Below are 22,386 nucleotides of genomic sequence, written 5' to 3'. Positions count from 1 at the left end.
TATTCAGAGTGTATTCATGAAGAGATTGGCTATTCTTGGTTCTACCGGTTCCATCGGCTGTAGTACTTTGGACGTAGTACGAGCTAATCGCTCTCGGTTTACCGTGACAGCATTAGTTGGTGGTCGTAATGTCAAACGGATGGTCACGCAATGTCAGGAATTCAAGCCGCTTTATGCTGCGATGGCTGATAAACACTCAGCACTCTCCCTGCGTACTTCATTGGCAGAACACGGGATAAAAACTGAAGTTTCTTTTGGCGAGCAGTGCATCGGTGAACTGGCAGCATTAAATGATGTTGATCAGGTGATGGCTGCTATCGTTGGTGTCGCTGGGTTATTGCCTACCTTGTCGGCGATTCGGGCGGGTAAACAGGTGTTATTAGCCAACAAAGAGTCGGTGGTCACCTGCGGTCGTCTATTTATGGAGGAAGTGCAAAAAAATGGTGCTCAATTATTGCCGATCGACAGTGAACACAATGCTATTTTTCAATGTCTACCGGAGCGGGTCCAACAACAATTAGGTCATGCTGATTTAGCTGAATATGGGGTTTCAGGTATTATTTTGACAGCCTCCGGTGGGGCGTTACGTGAAATACCTTTGGCACAACTCGCTGATGTTACTCCTTATCAAGCCTGCGCCCATCCGAATTGGAGTATGGGGCTCAAGATTTCCGTGGATTCAGCTACCATGATGAATAAAGGTTTGGAATATATTGAGGCACGCTGGTTATTTAACGCTTCAAGTAAACAGGTAGAAGTTGTTTTACATCCACAATCAGTGATTCATTCTATGGTACGTTATAACGACGGCAACCTATTAGCTCAATTAGGCACTCCTGATATGTGTATCCCGATTGCTTATGCGATGACTTACCCCGAACGGATAAAATTGACCGTCAAGCCACTCGATCTATGTAGTATTGGAACGCTGACCTTTGCCAAGCCTGATAAGAATCGTTATCCTTGCCTACAGTTAGCGATTGACGCCTGTAATAAAGGTCAGGCTGCGACCACCACGCTTAATGCAGCCAATGAAGTTGCAGTGCAAGCGTTTCTCAACGGCTCTATTCGTTTTACTGATATTGCAACAGTGAACCACCAGGTTGTTGAAAGGCTGAGTTTGCTCGATCCAACCAGCGTAGAAGAGGTTTTAGACATCGACACCGAAGCTCGTGATGAAGCAAAGAGAAGTATCGCAGCATTGGAAAAAAATTATTTTACTAAGGGAATCAGTTCGAACCATGTCGTCCAAAAATGCAGATAAGGCGAGTTTGCCCTCCCTGGCGCAGCGATTGCCGCGTCATATTGCTATTATTATGGACGGCAATGGTCGCTGGGCAAAATCTCAAGGGAAAATGAGGCCCTTCGGTCATAAAGCAGGATTGAAATCCGTGCGCCGAGCGGTTAGTTTTGCCGCAAAACAGGGGTTGAAGGCGCTGACACTTTACGCATTTAGCAGTGAGAATTGGCATCGTCCTGCTGATGAAGTCAGCGCATTAATGAAACTTTTTATGTATGCCTTAGACAAAGAGGTAAAAAGTCTACATGAAAATAAGGTCTGCTTACATATCATCGGCGATACCAGCCGTTTTGATCCGCGCTTACGGGATCGTATTCAGAGTGTTGAAGTACTGACAGAAAATAATAATGGGTTGCAACTCAACATCGCAGCCAATTATGGCGGACGTTGGGATATTATGCAGAGTATGCGCCATTTAGCTCGACAGGTTCAGCAAGGATTGTTACAACCTGATGATCTTGATGAGGAATTAATTAATCGCTGCATGAGCACACGATCTCCGGTCGATTTAGTAATCAGAACGGGTGGCGAGCGTCGCATCAGTAATTTTTTATTGTGGCAAATAGCCTATGCTGAACTTTATTTTACCGATGTACTCTGGCCTGATTTTGATGAAAACATCTTTAAAAGGGCACTGGATGAATTTGCACAACGTGAACGTCGTTTCGGTGGAGCATCACCCGTAGACAACATGACATAAATTCAGAATTACACCTAAAAATTGCATTTTTTCGCCGATTTTTTCCTCGTCTGAGCGATGCTCATGATGATTTCGACTAGCTTCTTAGGGGGAACTTTTGCTGAAGCCTCGTCTTATTACTGCGTTGATTTTGATCCCCATGGTTATCGGCGTGCTATTTCTTCTACCACCCACTGCCTTTGCCGGCGTCATCTTAATGGTCTGTATGCTAGCCGCTTGGGAGTGGGGGCAGTTAGCAGGGTTTGTCAACAGTGGTCAACGTCTTTGCCTGGCTATCCTATGCGGTTTGCTCCTCGTTGTGATGTTATTGAGTATCCCTAGGCATCAATATTCAGTGGATCTACTGCAGATTGGTATACCACTTTGGATCTCCCTGGGGTGGTGGTTAACAGCGCTGATATTAGTGCTCACTTATCCACGTTCAGCGGTTTTCTGGCGTAATTCGCGTATTTTGACTATCATCTTTGGCGTTCTTACCATTGTTCCGTTCTTTTGCGGGATGTTTGCCCTGCGTCAATATGATTACCAACAGAGTCATACCGCTGGAGCCTGGTGGTTACTTTACCTAATGTTATTAGTATGGGGTGCAGATTCTGGTGCTTATTTTTTTGGTAAAACGTTTGGTAAACATAAATTGGTGGTGAAAGTCTCTCCTGCCAAGACTTGGGAAGGATTATTGGGTGGTTTACTGACTTCTGCCTTAATATCCTGTCTGTTTAGCCACTATGCACCACTGGAGTTGAGCCATAAAAAGCTTTTAATTTGCTCTGTTGTGGCAGCACTTGCATCCGTACTGGGTGATCTGAGCGAAAGTATGTTTAAACGCGAAGCGGGGATTAAAGACAGCGGTCATTTAATTCCAGGACATGGCGGCATATTGGATCGTATCGATAGCTTGACCGCCGCTGTACCCGTGTTCACTTGCTTGATGCTGTTAGTGTTTTAAAATAGATTTCGAATAGGCTCTTAAGCAAGGAATGTAGTGATTATGATACATATATTGTGGAGCTTGAGTGCCTTCATCCTTGCATTGGGTGTTTTAATTACCGTCCATGAGTTTGGTCATTTTTGGGTAGCACGCCGTTGTGGTGTCAAGGTGGAATGTTTTTCCATTGGTTTTGGTAAACCCCTGTGGCAACGTATTGATCGTCAAGGTACGAAGTATGTCGTCGCCCTGATCCCGTTGGGCGGTTACGTTAAAATGCTTGATGAATCTATCACAGCTGTCGCACCGGAGTTCCGTCATCAGGCTTTTAATAACAAGACAATTCTACAACGTGCAGCTATTATTAGTGCCGGACCTATTGCTAATTTTCTTTTTGCTATCCTTGCTTACTGGCTGGTATTTGTCATCGGTGTGCCGAGTGTACGGCCGGTTGTTGGTGATGTTCTTGAACAATCCATCGCAGCGCAGGCACGTATTTTGCCAGGGATGGAGCTGAAAACAGTCGATAATAGAGAAACACGAGATTGGGATGCTGTTCGACTGGCACTGATGGGCAAAATCGGTGATGACCAGGTTAAAATAGGTGTTACTCCCCCCGGCTCTGGTGGTGTAGTGCAAAAAATTCTGGATCTAAAGCAGTGGAAATTCGAAGCGGATAAACAGGATCCCATAGCCACGTTAGGTATTCTTCCTCTAGGTCCACAGGTTCAGTCAGTACTGGCAGAAGTTCGATCGGGTTCGGCTGCACAAAAGGCAGGTTTACAAGTGGGAGATAAGATAGTTAAAGTGGGTAACCAATTAGTCAATAGTTGGTCATTATTTGTCACCTTGATACGTAATAACCCTAATAAACCTTTAGCATTAGAAATTGAAAGAAAAGGAACACCCTTATTTTTGACTCTGATACCTGATGCCATTCCAGGAGATATCACACCCACTCAAGGTTTTGCCGGTGTCGTACCGCAAATGATACCACTAGCACAGGAATACAGAATAGTTCGCCAATATGATCCGCTTTCTGCACTGTATCAGGCCTTCGATCAAACCTGGCAACTCACGCGATTGACGGTCAACATGCTGCGAAAACTGATTACTGGTGATGTTAAGCTGAATAACCTGAGTGGCCCGATATCGATTGCACAGGGAGCGGGAGCTTCAGCTCAGTATGGATTTGTGTATTACCTCATGTTCCTGACACTCATTAGTGTCAATTTAGGGATCATTAATCTATTCCCATTGCCAGTATTAGATGGCGGTCATCTGCTTTTCTTAACGATAGAAAAGCTAAAAGGTGAACCGCTTTCCGAACGAGTACAAGACGTCAGCTTCCGCATCGGTTCAATTTTGCTGGTGTTGTTGATGGGGCTTGCACTTTTCAATGACTTCTCCCGCTTTTAAAGGTTGGAGATAATAAGAAGAGCGCGTAACAACGATGGTGATGAAAAAATTGCTCATAGCGTCGCTGCTGTTTGGCAGCGCCACCGTGTACGGGGCAGGTTCGTTCGTGGTGAAAGATATTCATTTCGAGGGCTTACAGCGCGTAGCCGTTGGTGCCGCGTTGCTTAATATGCCGGTGCGTGTCGGTGATACTGTCGATGATGAAGATACCGGTAGAATTATCCGTGCATTATTTGCCACCGGCAGTTTTGAAGACATCCAAGTCTTACGTGATGGGAATACATTGGTTGTTCAAGTCAAAGAACGACCAACCATTGCTAATATCACTTTTTCCGGCAACAAATCGGTAAAAGCAGATATGCTGAAACAAAACTTACAAGCTTCAGGTGTTCGGGTAGGTGAAGCATTGGATCGTACAACCTTATCAAATATTGAAAAAGGATTGGAAGATTTTTATTACAGCGCCGGTAAATATAATGCTTCGGTCAAAGCCATTGTTACCCCTTTGCCCCGTAATCGTATTGATCTCAAACTGGTATTTATTGAAGGTGTCGCGGCGAAAATCAAGCAGATTAATATTGTCGGCAACCATGCCTTTACCAACGATGAACTGATTTCGCGCTTTCAACTCCACGATGAAGTTCCTTGGTGGAACCTGCTAGGCAATCGTAAATATCAAAAACAAAAACTGGCGGGTGATCTAGAAAGCTTACGTAGCTTCTATCTGGATCGGGGCTATGTCCGTTTTAATATCGACTCTACTCAGGTAAGTTTGACGCCAGATAAAAAAAGCATCTACATCACGGTCAATATTACCGAAGGCAAGCCCTATAAGTTCAATAAAGTAACGGTAAGTGGTAATCTGGCCGATCACCAATCGGAAGCCGAAAAACTGATTCAGATTAAACCAGGCGAGTGGTACAACGGCAGCAAAGTTACCCGTATGGAAAACGACATCAAGAAAATGTTGGCCCGTTATGGTTATGCTTATCCGACAGTAATCAGCCAGCCGGAAATTAACGATGTGGATAAAACAGTAACACTACGTATCAACTTGGAGGCGGGTCGTCGCTTTTACGTGCGCCATATTCGTTTTCAAGGTAACAACACCAGTAAAGATTCCGTTTTACGTCGTGAAATGCGTCAAATGGAAGGTGCCTGGTTGGGGAATGATCAAATCGAACAAGGCAAAGAGCGCCTGAATCGGTTAGGTTATTTCGAAAGTGTTGACGTGGAAACACAACGGGTACCAGGTACCGTTGATCAAGTAGATGTCATTTACAAAGTGAATGAACGTAACACCGGCAGCCTTAATTTTGGCCTGGGTTACGGTACAGAAAGTGGTATCAGCTACCAGGTTGGTGCCTCACAGGATAACTGGCTGGGCACGGGTAATAGCGTGGGTATCAATGCCAGTAAAAATGATTACCGGAGTTACGCAGAATTTACTTTAACCGATCCTTATTTCACCGTGAATGGTGTCAGTCTGGGTGGGCGTATTTTCTATGACAATTTCAAAGCAGGTAAAGCTGATTTATCTAGCTATACCAACAGCAGTTATGGTTTAGATGGAACGCTTGGCTTTCCAATCAACGAGAACAATTCATTACGAATAGGTATGGGGTATGCCCACAACAGCTTATCTGATATGCAACCCCAGGTTTCCATGTGGCGTTATCTGAAATCAGTAAAGCAAGATGTTAACTACGTTGATCGTACCAATTTTACCACTAATGATTTTACCTTAAGCAGCGGCTGGTCTTATAACAGTCTCGACCGAGGTTTCTTCCCAACATCAGGGGTAAAATCGTCACTAAGTGGTAAAGTTACCCTGCCGGGATCAGGTAACGAATTCTATAAAGTTACTCTTAATACATCGGCCTACCTACCATTGGATGAAAATCATTCATGGGTGGTATTAGGTCGTGGACTCCTCGGTTATGGTGGCGGTATTGGCGCAAAAGAAATGCCATTTTACGAGAATTTCTATGCGGGGGGATCCAGTACTGTGCGCGGTTTCCGTTCAAACAACATCGGGCCTAAGGCAGCATATTATGCCGATAACGGTGCCAAGATAAACAAATCTACTGATGCGATCGGGGGTAATGCAATGGCAGTAGCCAGTATAGAATTGATCACACCCACCCCCTTTATCAGCGAAAAATACGCTAACTCAATACGTACTTCTTTCTTTATCGATTCGGGCACAGTGTGGGATACCGACTGGAAGAATACAGCACAAACACGCGCAGCAGACATTCCAGACTACAGCAATCGAAATAATGTCCGTGTCTCTGCGGGGGTCGCACTACAATGGATGTCGCCACTGGCTCCTTTGGTCTTTTCCTATGCCAAACCGATTAAAGACTACCCTGGCGACAAATCAGAGCAATTCCAGTTTAATATTGGTAAAACCTGGTAACTCAATTCGAATATGATGAGAAAACGCATGAACACCGTGCTTTGCCGGTGTTATGTGTGTTACAAGGTATGACTACACATAAAAGGTATGTAAGGAGATGGTAATGAAAAAATGGTTATATGCCACAGGTCTTGGTTTAGCATTAATGACATCGGCTGGCGTCCAAGCTGGTGACAAAATTGCCATTGTTAACGTCGCGCAGATTTTCCAAAAATTACCTGCACGTGAGGCTGTAGCCAAACAATTGGAGAATGAATTTAAAGGACGTGCAACAGATCTAAAAAGCATGGAAGAAAAACTGCGGACTGATATGGAAAAATTGCAACGTGATCGAAGCATCATGAAAACCAGTGATATTAGCAGCATGGAAAAAAATATTATGGAGCAGCGTGAAACATTCAGCAACAAAGCACAAACATTCGAGATAGACAATCGTCGTCGTCAAACGGAAGAACGCAATAAAATTTTGAGTCGTATTCAAGATGCAGTGAAAACAGTAGCGACGAAAAAAAGTTATGACATGGTGATCGACGTAAGTGCTGTGGTCTATGCGTTACCGTCTAAAGATATCACGGCTGACGTACTGAAAGAGGTTAAATAACCCATGTTTTCAATGCGAGTGGCTGACCTCGTCCAAAAATTGGCAGAAAAGGGCTTGCATGCACAGGTACAGGGTGATGGCAATCTCGTCATCACCGGTATTGCATCAATGCATTCTGCTCAAGCAGGACAAATCACGTTTTTGTCAAACAGCCGCAACCGTGAACAACTGGTTACTTGCCAAGCCAGCGTCGTAGTGCTCACTGAGACAGATTTACCATTTTGCCAAATGACAGCCCTAGTCGTTAACAATCCTTATGTTGCCTATGCACACATAGCACAAATAATGGATACTACACCTCAACCTGCTCAGGGCATCGCACCCAGTGCCGTAGTTTCACCACAGGCGACGATAGGAAGACAGGTTTCTATTGGCGCAAATACTGTTATCGAATCCGGCGTAATACTAGGTGATCACGTGATCATTGGTGCGGGTTGTTTTATCGGTAAAAATGCACGTATTGGCACCGGTAGCCGTTTATGGGCTAATGTTGCACTTTATCATGAAGTTGAGATCGGACAGTATTGTCTTATCCATGCAGGTAGTGTCATTGGTGCCGATGGTTTTGGTTACGCCAATGAAAGCGGCAAGTGGATTAAAATCCCACAATTGGGTACGGTACAAATTGGTAATCATGTTGAAATTGGCGCTTGCACTACCATTGATCGCGGCGCACTGGATAACACCGTTATTGGCAATGGTGTCATCATTGATAATCAATGCCAGATTGCACATAACGTGGTGATTGGAGAAAATACGGCTATTGCTGGTGGAGTCATTATGGCAGGTAGCCTGAAAATTGGGCGCTATTGTCAGATAGGTGGTGCCAGTGTCATCAACGGTCATATGGAAATTGCAGATAAGGTGGTGATCACAGGAATGGGAATGGTAATGCGCCCTATTACCGAGCCTGGGATATACTCTTCGGGTGTTCCCTTGCAACCCAATAAAACCTGGCGTAAAACGGCAGCATTGGTGATGAGTATCGATAAAATAAACCAACGTTTAAAAAAGGTTGAACGTCACATCGATAAAGATCCCGCATCGTCTGATGATGCTCTAAGTAAATAAGAGATACACTGCCAAAAAAGTACTGCACAGTTGCCAATTTTCAGCTTATCTGCTTGATCTATATTTAGAAAAAAATTGGGATCAACGCAACCATGCTATTAATGCCATCAGTTTTTTAGACAGGAAAAGTATTTTGACTACAAACAACGATCCTCTGCATATTGAAGAGATTTTGACACTGCTCCCGCATCGTTATCCATTTTTGTTGGTCGATCGTGTTTTGGAATTTGAAAAATGCAAATTTCTACGAGCGACAAAAAACGTTTCTTTTAACGAGCCTTTTTTCCAAGGACATTTTCCCGGTAAGCCTATTTTCCCCGGCGTACTGATTCTGGAAGCGCTAGCACAGGCAACCGGGATCCTCGCTTTTAAAAGCTATGGTGAGCTTAAATCTGGTGAGATTTTCTATTTTACCGGTATTGACAAAGCACGCTTTAAACGTCCGGTCACACCTGGAGACCAGATGATTTTGGAAGTGACATTTGGTAGAACACGCTGTGGTATCACCTGTTTCGACGGTGTCGCCAAAGTTGATGGCAACGTCGTCTGTGAAGCCACCATGACCTGTGCACGTAGTCAGCAAAAAACGCCTGGAGAACAAGGTCAGTGATTAATAAAACCCCTGTTATCCATCCAACAGCTATCGTCGAAAAGGGTGCGGTTATTGCTGCCAACGTCACTGTCGGCCCTTTCTGTTTTATCGGCTCCAAGGTAGAAATCGGCACGGGTACAGAACTTAAATCTCATATTGTTATTAACGGCATCACAAAAATTGGTTGCCATAATCAAATTTATCAGTTTGCTTCCATTGGTGAAGTCAACCAAGACTTAAAATACGCAGGGGAACCCACCCGTGTTGAGATCGGTGATCACAACCGTATCCGCGAGAGCGTTTCTATCCACCGGGGTACAATACAAGGTGGAGGGCTAACTAAAATCGGCAATGGTAACCTGCTAATGGTTAATACTCATGTTGCTCATGATTGTCTGGTTGGTAACAACTGTGTTTTGGCTAATAATGCAACTTTGGGGGGACATGTCAACATAGGTGATTATGCGATTATCGGCGGGATGACGGCGATACATCAATTTTGCGTGATTGGCGCTCATGTGATGGTCGGTGGCTGTTCGGGCGTTGCTCAGGATGTACCACCCTGTATGGTTGCTCAGGGTAATCATGCAACACCTTTTGGGGTTAATATCGAAGGATTAAAACGCCGTGGTTTTGACAGGGAATTCCGCAGTGCTATCAGTGAAGCTCATAAATTATTGTATCGTAGTAAAAAAACGTTTGAAGAAGCAAAAAACGAAATAGCAATACTGGCAGAAAAAAAGCCCGCACTAAAATTGTTCACTGATTTCTTTGCCCGTTCGACTCGAGGTATCATCCGCTAACTTATGCAAAATCATCTGCAAAATCGTCCGTTGACCATCGGATTAGTTGCCGGAGAGACCTCAGGTGATATTTTAGCCGCCGGATTAATGCGCGCCTTGAAAGCGCAGGTTCCTGATGCACACTTTGTTGGTATTACCGGTCCCTTGATGCAGGCCGAAGGCTGCGAAACATGGTATCAAATGGAAGAATTGGCGGTGATGGGCGTGGTCGAAGTGTTAGGCCGTTTACCACGCTTACTCAAAATTCGCCGTGATCTTGGTCAGCGCTTTACCAAACTCAATCCTGATATTTTTATCGGCATCGACGCACCTGATTTTAATATCAATCTTGAACGGTATTTGAAACAACAGGGTATTCGTACCCTCCATTATGTCAGCCCATCAGTCTGGGCCTGGCGGCAAAAACGCATTTTAAAAATAGCTAAGGCCACAGATATGGTTTTGGCGTTGCTGCCTTTCGAAAAAGCGTTTTACGACCGTTTCAAGGTTCCCTGTCGTTTTATCGGTCATACTATGGCTGATGCCATGCCGCTAATACCTGATCAGCAAGCAGCAAGAGCGGCGCTCGGTATTGCCGCCGATAGCCGCTGCCTGGCATTATTACCAGGCAGTCGCCATGCGGAAGTCGCCATGTTGAGTGCCGATTTTCTCCTTACCGCGACGCTACTGCGTCAACAATTTCCCGATCTTCAGGTACTGGTGCCACTGGTTAACCCTCAACGACGGCAACAATTCATCGCCATTAAAACTAAAATAGCGCCAGATTTACCACTACATCTGCTCGATGGTCAGGCGGGCCGTGCCATGACCGCCAGTGATGCCACATTACTTGCTTCAGGAACAGCGGCACTGGAATGTATGCTGGCCAAGTGCCCGATGGTCGTCGCTTACCGTATGCGGCCTTTCACTTTCTGGCTAGCAAAACGATGGGTGAAAACACCTTATGTCTCACTGCCCAATCTACTGGCAGGAGAAGAGTTGGTCACTGAATTATTGCAACAGGATTGCCAACCACAAAAACTCGCCAATGCGCTATTGCCATTATTAACCGAAGAAAAAACTGTTGTAGCACTGAAAGAACGCTTTTTGACTTTACATCAAGACATCCGTTGCGGTGCTGATCAGCAAGCCGCTCAAGCAATCCTCGAATTAGTAAGACAAGAGTCAAATGACCTTATCTTTTCAATAGATACCGGCAGTTAGGACAATCGGTTTTGCAATGTAGTCTAATTATCCAGCTGAGTTAATATTTGATAAGCAGCAGTCACTCTCGGAGCAATCGGATAAGATTTATTTGCCAGTACCACAATGCCCATTTTTTTGATAGGGATAAAGGCAGCGTAAGCTGCAAAGCCGTTGGTTGACCCGGTTTTGTTGATCAGGACATCCACCTGTGGCAGCAATGGGGGGCTTAACTTGACCACTGGCGTATTCTGATAGATCATCGTATCGGAGTTACCGGTTAACAACCGTTCCAGCTTTACCGGATAGGGGTATTGCTCCCATATTAAATCCTGCGTTATTTCGCCTGATTTGAAGTATCCCATATGAGTGTCAGTTATAGCACGTTGCAACTTTTCGTTAACCTTAACGACTTGCATGTTGGTTTCAATAAACCGGATCAAATCACTGGTGTTGGATTTTACCCCGTACGCTTCGGATACTAGAACACCCGTATTTAACCTGACGGGCATGTCTTTTTTATTATAACCTTGTGCATAATCCTTCATCTTATTTTCTGGCACATTAATGTAACGGTGTCTCATTCCAAGTTCAGAGAATAATTTCTTTTCAATCGTGTCATCATAAGACCCGTGCATACTATTAGCCGCGATCATGCCTAACATACCGACACTGAGATTTGAGTAAGTCCGGTATGTTCCAGCGACATGAGCAGGTTACCCGTGTTTGAAATAATCCATTAATTAATCGGTATTACTAATATTGTCAGGAACTTGCAGCGGGAGGCCACCGGCAGTATGTGTAGCCAAATTTAGTAGGCTGATGTTGTCAAAGCTGCTACTACTCAAGGAAGGTAAATATTTGCTGGCACTGTCAGATAACGAAAGGTTACCATTGACTTGCTCATAAGAAGCCCATGTTGCCGTAAATGTTTTGCTAAGCGAGCCGATTTCAAAAAGAGTTTCACTTGTAATGCGTTGTTGGCTCTCTCTTGATGCAACACCATAGTTATATACCCAAGTGAAATCAAGATGCAGGATTTAGCGCCTGGAAATTATCGTTTAAGCGAGATACCAGAGAACTTGCCATTTGTGGTAGCTTCACTTCAAAGAAGTTTAAGATATCGTTCTTAAAACTCTGTTTAGATGGGTAATATCTATTGTTTCGTGTTTGCTCATTCATCACCTTCCACAATCGCTCTATCGGGTTTAGATTCGGGCTATACGGCGGAAGGTAATGAAGCTGGATATTCAACGTAAGCGCGGCGTCTTGCACAAGCTGTGAACGGTGATAGCCTGCACCCTCGAGGATCACATGTGCCGTTGTCGTGATGGGATAATGCGCGCGAATGGCAGACAGGAAGTGAACCACATTTTCGCTGTTAATCGTCTCATCATCACGGATTATGGGGTTAGCCACATTCTGGATGTTCAAGGCTCCCATGATATTCAACCGCGTTCTGCTCCCGGTGGTCTCTATCGTTTTATTCTGGCCTTTTCGTATCCAGCCGTAGCTTATTTTGGTGGCTTGTGTCGGATGAACGGCATCAATAAACAGTATGGGGTCATTACCCGCGGCGTCTTTCAATTCGCTGTAGGTCTTTATAAATTGCTGCTGTTTCTCAACGTCAAATTTATGCGGAACACCTTTCGGCTTTTTATAGCTAAAGCCATGCTGCTTCAACCCTTTATACAGACCTGATACGGTAAAGGTGATGTTCCAGCGTCCAGCGATATACGCCACAATTTGGTGATTGTGGTGGTAGAGCGGCTGGGTGAGATGTTCAACCAGCGACGTGGTCTGTTCCGCATTGAGATAGCCATCGGAGCCGCCATTTTCAGGCTTGAGCTTGTTGAGTTTATGATAGTCTGTAAGGTGGCGCCGCACCGTGGTTTCATTAATGAGCTGTGAGTGAGCAATCATAGGGGGAGTCCAGCCGTCTGCGGACAACAAAACACACCGGATCCTGTCACAGACACGGCGGTCATGGCTTTGACGATGTTGGGCTTCGAGGGTAATTTTCTGGTCAGCAGTCAGCTCTATTTTCATGGCTATGAGCATGATCCTTATCGACTTCAAAATCAAGCATCTTCATTGATCACGGGTATAGAAATAATTTTTTCCATCGATGGTTACTGCGATCGCCATTCACCGGATATTGTATTTCTTTATCAATGGTTGGATAGTATTGTTTACTATGTCTTTGATCCTGGATTACTCTACATTGGCGGTAGCATAGCCACTGGCTGTGAGGATGCAGATAAAAATTGACAACAGTTTTATAATTTTTAGTGAACAACAATGAACTCGATACATCGTTTAATTACCCTCTTCGATCCAAAAGGTTTAATCTGGTTACCTAGGGTTAGACTATAATCCAGATTGGTTTAATATGTTACCTTGTCTTTCGTTCTCTATGGCTATACTCTGAACGTGATAAAAAATGGTGAATAACAATCACTAAAGGTATTAGGCTCTGTTTTCAAATTTATCGACCTTGTGTAAAATGACGCACAATATTCTAGATCCTTAACAGCATATTTGCACTGTTAGACTGTGGTTTGAACACGGTAAAGATCCTCGCATTTTTAGAACGAGGAGGGTGTAAAAAACCATTCTGCCAGTTTCACTTTGGGAAAATTATGAGTAAGAGCACCGCTGAGATCCGTCAAGCGTTTCTCGATTTCTTCCGTAATAAGGGACACAGGATTGTATCAAGCAGTTTCTTGATCCCTGACAATGATCCTACTCTGTTGTTTACCAATGCAGGGATGAATCAGTTTAAAGACGTTTTTTTAGGCCTGGATAAACGGGATTATTCTCGCGCTGCTACGTCTCAGCGTTGTATACGTGCTGGCGGTAAACATAATGATCTGAAAAATGTAGGTCATACCGCACGTCATCATACCTTCTTCGAAATGCTGGGCAATTTCAGTTTCGGTGATTACTTTAAACATGAAGCGATTCATTTTGCTTGGGAACTACTGACCAGTAAGCAATGGTTCAATTTGCCCCAAAATAAGCTTTGGATAACTGTGTATCACACTGATGATGAAGCTTATAATATCTGGTCGAACGAAATTGGTGTGCCCCATGAGCGCATTATTCGTATTGGTGATAATAAGGGTAGTGCATTTGCATCAGATAACTTCTGGCAAATGGGAGATACCGGTCCTTGTGGCCCTTGCAGCGAAATTTTCTATGATCACGGTGATCATATTTTTGGAGGGCCTCCTGGATCGCCTGAAGAAGACGGTGATCGTTATATTGAGATCTGGAATATCGTCTTTATGCAATTCGATCGCCAGTGTGACGGTACGATGCTGCCATTATTTCAGCCATCGGTTGATACCGGTATGGGATTAGAGCGTCTTGCGGCTGTATTACAGCACGTGAACTCCAATTATGAGATTGACTTATTCCGTGATTTAATTGCAGCTGTTGCCAGTATCATCGGTATTACCGATCTATCGAGTCAATCTCTACGGGTTATCGCTGATCATATTCGTTCCTGTGCTTTTCTGATCTCTGATGGTGTTATACCGTCAAACGAGAACCGTGGCTATGTGTTACGTCGTATCATTCGGCGAGCTATCCGTCATGGCAATATGCTAGGTACAAAAGATATTTTCTTCTACAAACTGGTTGCTCCATTAATTGCTGTTATGGGATCAGCGGCAGATGAACTGAAACGTCGACAGTCAATGATTGAGCAGTTACTACGGACTGAAGAAGAACAGTTTGCCCGTACGTTAGAACGTGGCTTAGCTTTATTGGATGAAGAACTCAGTAAATTGATAGGGGATACACTGGATGGTACAACGGCTTTTCGGCTGTATGATACCTACGGCTTCCCTATCGATTTAACAGCTGATGTGTGTCGTGAGCGGGCTGTTAAAGTTGATGAAGCCGGATTTGAGCAAGCGATGCAAGCCCAACGTCGGCGTGCTCGTGAATCTGGTGGTTTTGCTGTCGATTACAGTCATGTGATCCGTGTTGAGAACGTAAGCCAGTTTTCTGGCTATGAACATATGCAACAACCGGCGACGATAACTGCCTTGTTTCATAATGGTAAGACGGTGAATGAAATTCATCCTACCGAAGAAGCTGTGGTGGTATTGGATAAAACACCTTTCTATGCTGAATCAGGTGGGCAAGTTGGTGATACCGGTGAGCTGAAAAATACTACCGATGCCCATTTTGTCGTGGCAAATACTCAGAAATATGGTCAGGCTATTGCTCATCTGGGGCGGCTGACTCAGGGATGTTTGCGTGTGCAGGATAAAATTGATGCGACTGTTGATGCTGCCCGTCGTAATCGTATTCGCTTAAACCATTCAGCGACACATCTGTTACATGCTGCTCTGCGTAAGACGCTGGGCGAACACGTTTCTCAGAAAGGCTCTTTGGTCAACGATAAATACCTGCGTTTCGATTTTTCTCATACTCAAGCAATGGGGAAAAAGCAAATCCACGAGGTTGAGGCGCTTGTCAACGCCCAGATTCGCTGTAATCAACCTATACAGACTGAAATTATGGCATTGGAAGTAGCCAAAAAAAGAGGAGCGTTGGCGTTATTTGGTGAAAAATACGACGATCAGGTGCGTGTTCTGGTGATGGGTGATTTTTCTACCGAGCTTTGTGGTGGCACGCATGCCAGTCGTACCGGTGATATTGGTTTGTTCCGTATTACCGCTGAATCAGCTACAGCAGCAGGGATCCGTCGTATCGAAGCCGTGACTGGTGAGAAAGCCATTGCACTGCTACATCAGGAAAGCGATTTGTTACAAAAAATTTCTCATCAGGTTAAAGGTGATAGCCATAATGTGCTTGATAAAATCCGCTTGATACAGGATCGTGGTAAAACTTTGGAGAGAGAATTACACCAACTTAAGGGTAAGCAAACGGCGCAGGAGAGTGCTTCTCTACTCGCTGACGTGAAACAAATAAAGGGTGTGAAACTCCTCGTGAAGAAGTTAGATAACGTTGCACCAGAGATGCTGCGTACTGTGGTTGACTCGCTAAAAAATCAATTGGGTTCAGCAATTATTGTGTTGGCGACGGCTACAGATAATAAGGTGAATCTAATTGTCGGTATCACTAAGAACTTGATCAATAAAGTAAAAGCGGGTGACTTAATAGCAGATATCGCAGGGCAAGTGGGTGGTAAAGGTGGCGGGCGTTCAGATATGGCAGAGGCAGGGGGAACGAATGTAGAAGCGTTACCTTCAGCGCTGATCAGTGTAGAAGCATGGGTAAACGCCCGACTATAAGTTGGTAGTGACGACTAGAACCTGTGCGCCATATTGCTATATCGCATATGGCGTTTTTTTAATTTCGTATCGTATATCTGTTGTAAACTTAAGCGCAAAATTGTTCGATTCAACTAAACTTGTATCGGTTAGGAGCAACCAAGCTGCTTACATTTTATGTAGATGCAGTCGCTTATGTTTTCACGGTGTATGGTAGATAATGGCGGGGAAACTGAGAGACCCGACTCTTTTAATTTTTCAAGGAGCAAAGAATGCTTATTCTGACTCGTCGAATTGGTGAAACACTCATGATTGGCGATGATGTGACGGTTACTGTGTTAGGAGTTAAAGGCAACCAAGTACGACTTGGTGTAAATGCACCGAAAGAAGTTTCTGTCCACCGTGAAGAAATCTATCAGCGTATTCAAGCAGAAAAGCGTGCCACACCGGATTACTGATTCTGAATTAGGGCTTTGCTTTTTGCGAAGCCCGTCGCTTATATTATCTCTATGCTGTTTTGCTTGGCCAGACATAAGCGCTATTTTACATTACAGAATCGTCAACAAGTACGCACTTTCATCCAATAACTTACTTTTTTAAGTGGAGACCCCGTATTTCTGGGGTCTTAGAACCTGTTCTAAATCTTCTTAAGCGACCGCTCAGACGAGGGAAAAATGAGTGAAAAAGCGCAGTTCACTCTTTGTATACAACAAAAAGGGAGTAAATGAGCATTTTGAGCCCATTTTTTACGAATTACTTGACCAAAACACGGCGAGCACGAGAGATTTCGAACAGATCCTTACACATCGGCTGACGTTAGAGGGTGCTATGGGCTGGTTCGTCAGCAACCGTCAACTGTTTTTTACCCGCTCAATTTGTGCACCCAAGGCGTTCAATTTATCTTCGATGCGCTCATAACCGCGATCGATATGATAAATACGGTCGATGGTAGTGACACCATGGGCAATACAGCCGGCCAAGACCAGACTGGCAGAAGCACGCAGATCAGTTGCCATGACCTGTGCACCAGAGAGTTGCACGACACCATGACAAGTAACGTTGCTACCCTCAATTTCTGCTTTTGCACCCATCCGGATCAATTCAGGTATGTGCATAAAACGGTTTTCGAAAATAGTTTCAGTAATGACACTGCTCCCCTCTGCGACCAGGTTCAGCAAGCTGAATTGTGCCTGCATATCTGTTGGAAATCCCGGGTGTGGCGCAGTACACAAAGTGACGGCTTTGGGACGTTTTCCATGCATATCCAGGCTAATTTGTTTGTTATCTACATCTATTTCAGCACCTGCTTCAAGTAATTTGGCTACTACCGTATCAAGAGTATCTGGACGAGCGTTATGGCAGACAATTTTGCCTCCTGAAATAGCTGCAGCAATCAAAAAGGTACCGGTTTCAATCCGATCTGGCAGAATGGGATACTGACCACCAGCTAGCCGATCAACGCCTTCGATGGTAATGTTGTTTGTCCCTGCACCACTGATTCTTGCTCCCAACATATTAAGAAAATGTGCTGTATCGACAATTTCAGGTTCACAGGCCGCATTTTCAATCACTGTGGTACCATCCGCTAGCGTGGCCGCGCTCATTGTCGTCACCGTTGCACCGACACTGACTTTATCCATAATGATACGTGCACCTTGCAGGCGACGTTGTGGCCAGCCTGGTATTGATGCTTTGACGTAACCTTGTTCCAATATTATTTCGGCACCCAGTTGCTCCAAACCACTAATATGCAGGTCAACTGGGCGAGCGCCAATAGCACAACCACCCGGTAGAGAAACTGCCGCTTTACCAAATCTTGCCACCAGTGGCCCCAACGCCCAAATTGAAGCACGCATGGTTTTCACTAATTCATAAGGCGCACAGAACTGATCAACCTGACTCGCATCAACCAATAGCGAGCCTTGACGTGTAATTTTAACACCTAGGCAACGGAGTAATTTAATGGTAGTGTCGATATCCCTAAGATGTGGAACATTCTGTAACTCCACTGTTTCCTCAGCCAATAATGAGGCAAATAATATTGGCAAAGCGGCATTTTTTGCACCAGAAATAGTGACTTCACCACTCAAGCGAGTTGGCCCTTGTATACGGAATTTATCCACGATGTGCCCTTTATTGTTAGAACCTATTCGAAATCTCTTGTGCTCGCCGTGTTTCGGTCAAGTAATTCATCAAAAACGTGCTCAAAATGCTCATTTACTCCTTTTGTTGTATACAAAGCGTAAACTGCGCTTTTTCGCCCGTTTTTTCCTCGTCTGAGCATTGCTTAAGAAGATTTGAAACAGGCTCTTAGATGCAAAAGGTCAAAAACCGTGAAGTTTGCGATTACGTTTCCACTCTTCTGGTGTATAAGCTTTAATTGATAGCGCATGAATACTACCGTTGACGATATATTCATTTAATTGAGTATAAACAGCTCGGTGTCTTTGTATTGTCTTCATAGTGGCGAAGAGATCACCGACAACAATTACCTCAAAATGGCTGCCTTGAGCGCTGACGTGAGCTTCTTGTAATGACAGTCCTCGTGTCAGTACGTTTTTAATTTCGGTGGTGTCAATAACGTTCATATTTACCTGTTAATCCAATGTTTCAGTAGACTTTTTGAAAAACCTACTACCTGCTGCAAATTCTGCGTTACCCTGTGCTCACAATTCTCATTACTCGCGCGTAGTTACTGCGCTCCAGGCACCTTGACTTCGCACAGCGCTGGCTACGGTTTTGCAAGAGGTCTAATAAATAGAAATTATTTGCTGTAAATTGTAGAGTTTAACCAGTGTTGCCAATTGCTCACTGATGCCAGAAATTGTTAAGGTCGTGCCATGCTGATGTGATCTTTGTTGTAAATGAACCAACAGTGCCAGACCTGAAGAATCGACCCGTTGTAATTGCGCAACATTAATACAGTGAATACCAACTAGCAGCGCACCACTCTGTTGCCATAGTGGTAACAGTGTTTCGCGATTTAAATCTCCCTGTAACAGTAAGATATTTTGCCGTAATTGCCAGCTAAGCTGAGCGGTCATTATTACTTTTTATCCAATGTGATAGGTTGTTTCGCGCTGATACGCAGCTGTTCCGTTAGACCCTCTACCCCCTTTTGACGTAAGACAGAAGCCCATTCATTCTGCTTAGTCGTGATCATACTTACCCCCTCTACAGCCATGTCAAAAGCTTGCCAATATCCCGTTTGACTGTTTTTACGCCATTGGAAATCCAGACGCACAGGTGGACGTCCATTCGGATCAATGATGCTGACACGGATGGCAACAATGGTCGCATCGCCTAACGGTTTTTCCGGTGTAATTTGGTAACTCTGACTGTGGTACATGGCTAATGCTTGCCCATATGCCTGTTCCAGGTATGAACTAAAAGCAGTGAAATAAGCTGCACGCTGTACTGGAGTGGTTCCTTTATAGTCAGGACCCAATACTAAAGCACCCGCGTATTTTATCTGTATAAAAGGTAATAATTCTTCACGTACAATAGTTCGCAGATAGTTAGGATCTTGTTTGATTTTTGGCTGCTCATCTTTCAAACGACCGAAGGTTTTTTGGGCAACTTCCTCCATCAAATGATAAGGGTTAGTTCGATCCACGGCATTCGCCAGTGGTGCCACCATCAACAGTATTATCACTAATAAACGTTTAAACATACCTATCACCTCTTAGAACCTGTTCGAAATCTATTAGACTTTTTGCAAAATCTACTACGTACTACAAATTCTGCGTTACCTGGTGCTCGCAACCCTCACGTACTTTTTGATGACACAACCTGATTTTTTTCGCCTCTGCTGTAGAGTAGCTGACCAATTAAATCTTCTAAAATCAATGCAGATTTCGTATTTTGGATGGTGCTACCTTCTTTTAAGAGATTCGTGCCCATTTCTTCATCTTCGAATCCCACGTTCAGTGCCAGGAACTGCTCTCCCAATAAACCGGATGTTCTGATAGCCAAAGAGCTACTGTCCGGGATCCTGTTATAATTTGCTTCGATATCCATAGCGACACGGGGACTGTAATTGTTGTCATCCAAAGAGATAACGGCTACTCGTCCTACCACAACACCGCCAATTTTGACCGGAGAATTGACACCTAGACCACCCACATTATCGAAAGTCGCGTATATCCGGTAAGTGGCTTGACTACCAATCGATTTAATACCTGCCACTTTCAGACAGATAAATATAGTGGCAACCAAGGCAAGTAAAACAAATAGGCCAACCCCTATTTCACTTTTCTTCGTTTGCATCACTTAACTCCCGAACATCAATGTTGTTAACACAAAATCCAATCCTAATACCGCTAATGATGAATGTACCACTGTACGGGTCGTGGCCTGGCTAATTCCTTCAGAGGTAAGAACCGCATCATAACCATTAAATAATGCAATCCAGGTCACGGCAATGGTGAATACGAGGCTTTTAATCAGACTATTTAGCAAATCAGCGCGCCACTCAACTGTATTTTGCATCGCCGACCAAAAAAAACCAACATCGATACCTTTCCAATCAACAGCAACTATGGCACCCCCTGTTATTCCCATGGCGATAAAAATTGCTGTTAATAGTGGCATACTGATCACGCCCGCCCAAAAGCGAGGGGCGATCACACGCCGAAGCGGATCAACAGCCATCATCTCCAAACTAGAAATCTGTTCGGTGGTTTTCATCAGGCCGATTTCGGCAGTGAGTGCTGATCCCGCCCGCCCAGCAAACAGTAGCGCAGTGACTACCGGCCCCAACTCTCTCAATAATGACAAGGCTACCATCATGCCTAAACTGGCTTCTGCACTATAAGTCGTCAAAACTAAATAGCCTTGTAAACCTAGCACCATACCAATGAATAATCCGGAAACCATAATAATTAGCAGCGATTGCATTCCCAGATTATGGATTTGTTTCAGCAGTAATGGCCACTGTTTACGGGGTTCAGGTTTGCCTATCAATGCATTAAACAACATCAATCCGGCACGACCGAATGACGCGCATAGATCTATTGCATGGCGACCTAAGTATGCTAACGCTTTTACTAACATAAACACTCCATCGGCCTAAGAATCTGTTCGCAATCTCTCGTGCTCGCCGTGTTTTGGTCAAGTCATTCGTCAAAAATGAGCTCAAAATGCTCATTTACTCCCTTTTTGTTGTATGCAAAGAGTAAACTGCGCTTTTTCGCCCATTTTTTCCTCGTCTGAGCACAACGAAAAAGATTTGGAACAGGCTCTAAAAGCGTTTTGCTGAATATTGAACAGGTTCTAATAGTTCGGTTTTATAATCATTAGAGGCAAAACGAAAAGGCACTACCCCGTCGGCAGTACCATCGAGGAACTGGCGTACCCGTCGGTCATCATTATTTTGTAACTGTTGTGGTGTTCCTTCAGCAATCACGTATTGATCAGCAATAATATAAGCATAGTCAGCGATACTAAGCACCTCAGGTACATCATGTGACACGACAACACAGGTGGCCCCCAATGCATGGTTCAGTTCATCGATAAGTTTAACCAGTATTCCCATGGTGATCGGATCTTGACCAACGAAAGGTTCATCGAACATGATCAACTCAGGATCAAGGGCAATTGCCCGTGCCAAAGCAACCCGCCGGGCCATACCACCAGAAAGTTCGGATGGCATCCAATGAGCAACACCACGTAACCCGACGGCTTCCAATTTCATCATCACCGTGCTGTGCAACAGTTCAGGTGGCAGATTACTATGCTCACGCAAGGGAAATGCCACATTCTCAAAAACACTCAAATCGGTAAATAGTGCACCAGACTGAAATAATATACTCATTTTTTTACGCACATGATACAACCGTTGTCGTGACAAAGTAGGAATATTGTCGCCATCAAACAAAATCATGCCACAGTCAGGGGCTAATTGTCCCCCTATCAAACGTAACAAGGTGGTTTTACCTGTCCCTGATGGCCCCATGATCGCTGTTATTTTGCCACGAGGCACTGTCATATCGATATCGGCGAATATTTTACGTCCACCGCGAGTAAAACTCATACTACGGATTTCAATTAAATTCGATGCCAATGGGGTCATTTCGGGTGTACCTTTTTGTGCCTTACTATGCCTTACTGTGCCTCAG

At 44.4% G+C, this 22,386-nt stretch carries 21 protein-coding genes and 1 pseudogene; 13 read left to right on the top strand and 9 right to left on the bottom strand.

The window, feature by feature from the left end; translation table 11 throughout:
- Positions 1-16 precede the first annotated feature (16 nt).
- From ispC to lpxB, 10 genes are all read left to right on the top strand, one after another.
- Positions 17-1,264 carry a 1-deoxy-D-xylulose-5-phosphate reductoisomerase gene (ispC, locus tag AAHH42_RS01090; RefSeq protein WP_072550718.1) on the top strand — a complete coding sequence of 416 codons (1,248 nt, stop codon included), beginning with the start codon at positions 17-19 and terminating at the stop codon, positions 1,262-1,264.
- Positions 1,242-2,000: a (2E,6E)-farnesyl-diphosphate-specific ditrans,polycis-undecaprenyl-diphosphate synthase gene (gene ispU / locus AAHH42_RS01085; RefSeq protein WP_342221524.1), complete on the top strand. Its 759-nt coding sequence runs from the start codon at positions 1,242-1,244 to the stop codon at positions 1,998-2,000. The genes ispC and ispU overlap by 23 nt, the downstream gene beginning before the upstream one ends.
- Positions 2,001-2,097: 97 nt before the next feature.
- Entirely contained in the window at positions 2,098-2,946 is an 849-nt protein-coding gene (gene cdsA / locus AAHH42_RS01080) for a phosphatidate cytidylyltransferase (RefSeq protein ID WP_072550720.1), read from the top strand.
- 42 nt (positions 2,947-2,988) lie between these two features.
- Positions 2,989-4,344 carry a sigma E protease regulator RseP gene (rseP, locus tag AAHH42_RS01075; RefSeq protein ID WP_342221523.1) on the top strand — a complete coding sequence of 452 codons (1,356 nt, stop codon included), beginning with the start codon at positions 2,989-2,991 and terminating at the stop codon, positions 4,342-4,344.
- Between the two features lie 34 nt (positions 4,345-4,378).
- Positions 4,379-6,766: an outer membrane protein assembly factor BamA gene (gene bamA / locus AAHH42_RS01070; protein ID WP_342221522.1), complete on the top strand. Its 2,388-nt coding sequence runs from the start codon at positions 4,379-4,381 to the stop codon at positions 6,764-6,766.
- A 103-nt stretch (positions 6,767-6,869) separates the two neighbouring features.
- Entirely contained in the window at positions 6,870-7,367 is a 498-nt protein-coding gene (skp, locus tag AAHH42_RS01065) for a molecular chaperone Skp (protein WP_342221521.1), read from the top strand.
- Positions 7,368-7,370: 3 nt separating this feature from the next.
- The gene (gene lpxD / locus AAHH42_RS01060) at positions 7,371-8,438 is read left to right on the top strand and encodes a UDP-3-O-(3-hydroxymyristoyl)glucosamine N-acyltransferase (protein WP_072550724.1); all 1,068 of its coding nucleotides are present in this window, start codon (positions 7,371-7,373) and stop codon (positions 8,436-8,438) included.
- Between the two features lie 133 nt (positions 8,439-8,571).
- A complete protein-coding gene (gene fabZ, locus AAHH42_RS01055) occupies positions 8,572-9,048 on the top strand; it encodes a 3-hydroxyacyl-ACP dehydratase FabZ (RefSeq protein ID WP_162860075.1) in 477 nt (158 codons plus the stop codon).
- Positions 9,045-9,833, top strand: coding sequence for an acyl-ACP--UDP-N-acetylglucosamine O-acyltransferase (lpxA, locus tag AAHH42_RS01050; protein WP_072550726.1), 789 nt, complete (start codon positions 9,045-9,047; stop codon positions 9,831-9,833). Before fabZ ends, lpxA begins: the two co-directional genes overlap by 4 nt.
- A gap of 3 nt (positions 9,834-9,836) precedes the next feature.
- A complete protein-coding gene (lpxB, locus tag AAHH42_RS01045; RefSeq protein ID WP_072550727.1) occupies positions 9,837-11,036 on the top strand; it encodes a lipid-A-disaccharide synthase in 1,200 nt (399 codons plus the stop codon).
- Between the two features lie 23 nt (positions 11,037-11,059).
- On the opposite strand, the pseudogene ampC reads toward lpxB, so the two are convergent.
- Positions 11,060-11,989: pseudogene (ampC, locus tag AAHH42_RS01040) on the bottom strand (class C beta-lactamase).
- A gap of 52 nt (positions 11,990-12,041) precedes the next feature.
- The gene (locus AAHH42_RS01035; protein WP_342222096.1) at positions 12,042-13,064 is read right to left on the bottom strand and encodes an IS630 family transposase; all 1,023 of its coding nucleotides are present in this window, start codon (positions 13,062-13,064) and stop codon (positions 12,042-12,044) included.
- A gap of 45 nt (positions 13,065-13,109) precedes the next feature.
- Between AAHH42_RS01035 and AAHH42_RS01030 the strand changes: the two genes are divergently transcribed.
- The 3 genes from AAHH42_RS01030 (at position 13,110) to csrA (ending at position 16,725) form a co-directional block, all read left to right on the top strand.
- A complete protein-coding gene (locus AAHH42_RS01030) occupies positions 13,110-13,286 on the top strand; it encodes a hypothetical protein (RefSeq protein WP_162860076.1) in 177 nt (58 codons plus the stop codon).
- Between the two features lie 371 nt (positions 13,287-13,657).
- Entirely contained in the window at positions 13,658-16,288 is a 2,631-nt protein-coding gene (alaS, locus tag AAHH42_RS01025; RefSeq protein WP_342221520.1) for an alanine--tRNA ligase, read from the top strand.
- A gap of 251 nt (positions 16,289-16,539) precedes the next feature.
- Positions 16,540-16,725, top strand: coding sequence for a carbon storage regulator CsrA (csrA, locus tag AAHH42_RS01020; protein ID WP_072550507.1), 186 nt, complete (start codon positions 16,540-16,542; stop codon positions 16,723-16,725).
- A gap of 393 nt (positions 16,726-17,118) precedes the next feature.
- On the opposite strand, the gene murA is transcribed toward csrA, so the two are convergent.
- From murA to mlaF, 7 genes are all read right to left on the bottom strand, one after another.
- The gene (gene murA / locus AAHH42_RS01015) at positions 17,119-18,390 is read right to left on the bottom strand and encodes a UDP-N-acetylglucosamine 1-carboxyvinyltransferase (RefSeq protein WP_072550508.1); all 1,272 of its coding nucleotides are present in this window, start codon (positions 18,388-18,390) and stop codon (positions 17,119-17,121) included.
- A gap of 201 nt (positions 18,391-18,591) precedes the next feature.
- Positions 18,592-18,846 (bottom strand): BolA family protein, encoded by a 255-nt coding sequence (locus AAHH42_RS01010; RefSeq protein WP_072550541.1) that lies wholly within the window; start codon positions 18,844-18,846, stop codon positions 18,592-18,594.
- A 171-nt stretch (positions 18,847-19,017) separates the two neighbouring features.
- Positions 19,018-19,311: a lipid asymmetry maintenance protein MlaB gene (gene mlaB / locus AAHH42_RS01005; protein WP_072550509.1), complete on the bottom strand. Its 294-nt coding sequence runs from the start codon at positions 19,309-19,311 to the stop codon at positions 19,018-19,020.
- A gap of 2 nt (positions 19,312-19,313) precedes the next feature.
- Positions 19,314-19,940 carry a phospholipid-binding protein MlaC gene (mlaC, locus tag AAHH42_RS01000; RefSeq protein WP_072550510.1) on the bottom strand — a complete coding sequence of 209 codons (627 nt, stop codon included), beginning with the start codon at positions 19,938-19,940 and terminating at the stop codon, positions 19,314-19,316.
- Positions 19,941-20,035: 95 nt separating this feature from the next.
- Positions 20,036-20,536, bottom strand: a complete 501-nt coding sequence (gene mlaD, locus AAHH42_RS00995) for an outer membrane lipid asymmetry maintenance protein MlaD (protein ID WP_072550511.1) — start codon at positions 20,534-20,536, stop codon at positions 20,036-20,038.
- 3 nt (positions 20,537-20,539) lie between these two features.
- Positions 20,540-21,322: a lipid asymmetry maintenance ABC transporter permease subunit MlaE gene (gene mlaE, locus AAHH42_RS00990; protein ID WP_342221519.1), complete on the bottom strand. Its 783-nt coding sequence runs from the start codon at positions 21,320-21,322 to the stop codon at positions 20,540-20,542.
- Positions 21,323-21,509: 187 nt separating this feature from the next.
- Complete coding sequence (gene mlaF / locus AAHH42_RS00985) at positions 21,510-22,340, bottom strand: phospholipid ABC transporter ATP-binding protein MlaF (protein WP_342221518.1); 831 nt, start codon at positions 22,338-22,340, stop codon at positions 21,510-21,512.
- Between the last annotated feature and the right edge of the window lie 46 nt (positions 22,341-22,386).

It is taken from the genome of Candidatus Fukatsuia endosymbiont of Tuberolachnus salignus (assembly GCF_964030845.1).
GTDB classification, from domain to species: domain Bacteria; phylum Pseudomonadota; class Gammaproteobacteria; order Enterobacterales; family Enterobacteriaceae; genus Fukatsuia; species Fukatsuia symbiotica.
This window is presented reverse-complemented; position numbering and strand designations above follow the sequence as displayed.

Excerpts from the sequence above, each read along its gene's own strand:
- skp (WP_342221521.1), top strand. The coding sequence starts at position 6,870 with ATGAAAAAATGGTTATATGCCACAGGTCTTGGTTTAGCATTAATGACA.
- rseP (WP_342221523.1), top strand. The coding sequence starts at position 2,989 with ATGATACATATATTGTGGAGCTTGAGTGCCTTCATCCTTGCATTGGGT.
- mlaB (WP_072550509.1), bottom strand. The coding sequence starts at position 19,311 with ATGACCGCTCAGCTTAGCTGGCAATTACGGCAAAATATCTTACTGTTA.
- lpxD (WP_072550724.1), top strand. The coding sequence starts at position 7,371 with ATGTTTTCAATGCGAGTGGCTGACCTCGTCCAAAAATTGGCAGAAAAG.
- bamA (WP_342221522.1), top strand. The coding sequence starts at position 4,379 with ATGGTGATGAAAAAATTGCTCATAGCGTCGCTGCTGTTTGGCAGCGCC.
- ispU (WP_342221524.1), top strand. The coding sequence starts at position 1,242 with ATGTCGTCCAAAAATGCAGATAAGGCGAGTTTGCCCTCCCTGGCGCAG.
- lpxB (WP_072550727.1), top strand. The coding sequence starts at position 9,837 with ATGCAAAATCATCTGCAAAATCGTCCGTTGACCATCGGATTAGTTGCC.
- mlaE (WP_342221519.1), bottom strand. The coding sequence starts at position 21,322 with ATGTTAGTAAAAGCGTTAGCATACTTAGGTCGCCATGCAATAGATCTA.
- mlaF (WP_342221518.1), bottom strand. The coding sequence starts at position 22,340 with ATGACCCCATTGGCATCGAATTTAATTGAAATCCGTAGTATGAGTTTT.
- AAHH42_RS01035 (WP_342222096.1), bottom strand. The coding sequence starts at position 13,064 with ATGAAAATAGAGCTGACTGCTGACCAGAAAATTACCCTCGAAGCCCAA.
- mlaC (WP_072550510.1), bottom strand. The coding sequence starts at position 19,940 with ATGTTTAAACGTTTATTAGTGATAATACTGTTGATGGTGGCACCACTG.
- mlaD (WP_072550511.1), bottom strand. The coding sequence starts at position 20,536 with ATGCAAACGAAGAAAAGTGAAATAGGGGTTGGCCTATTTGTTTTACTT.
- csrA (WP_072550507.1), top strand. The coding sequence starts at position 16,540 with ATGCTTATTCTGACTCGTCGAATTGGTGAAACACTCATGATTGGCGAT.
- alaS (WP_342221520.1), top strand. The coding sequence starts at position 13,658 with ATGAGTAAGAGCACCGCTGAGATCCGTCAAGCGTTTCTCGATTTCTTC.
- ispC (WP_072550718.1), top strand. The coding sequence starts at position 17 with ATGAAGAGATTGGCTATTCTTGGTTCTACCGGTTCCATCGGCTGTAGT.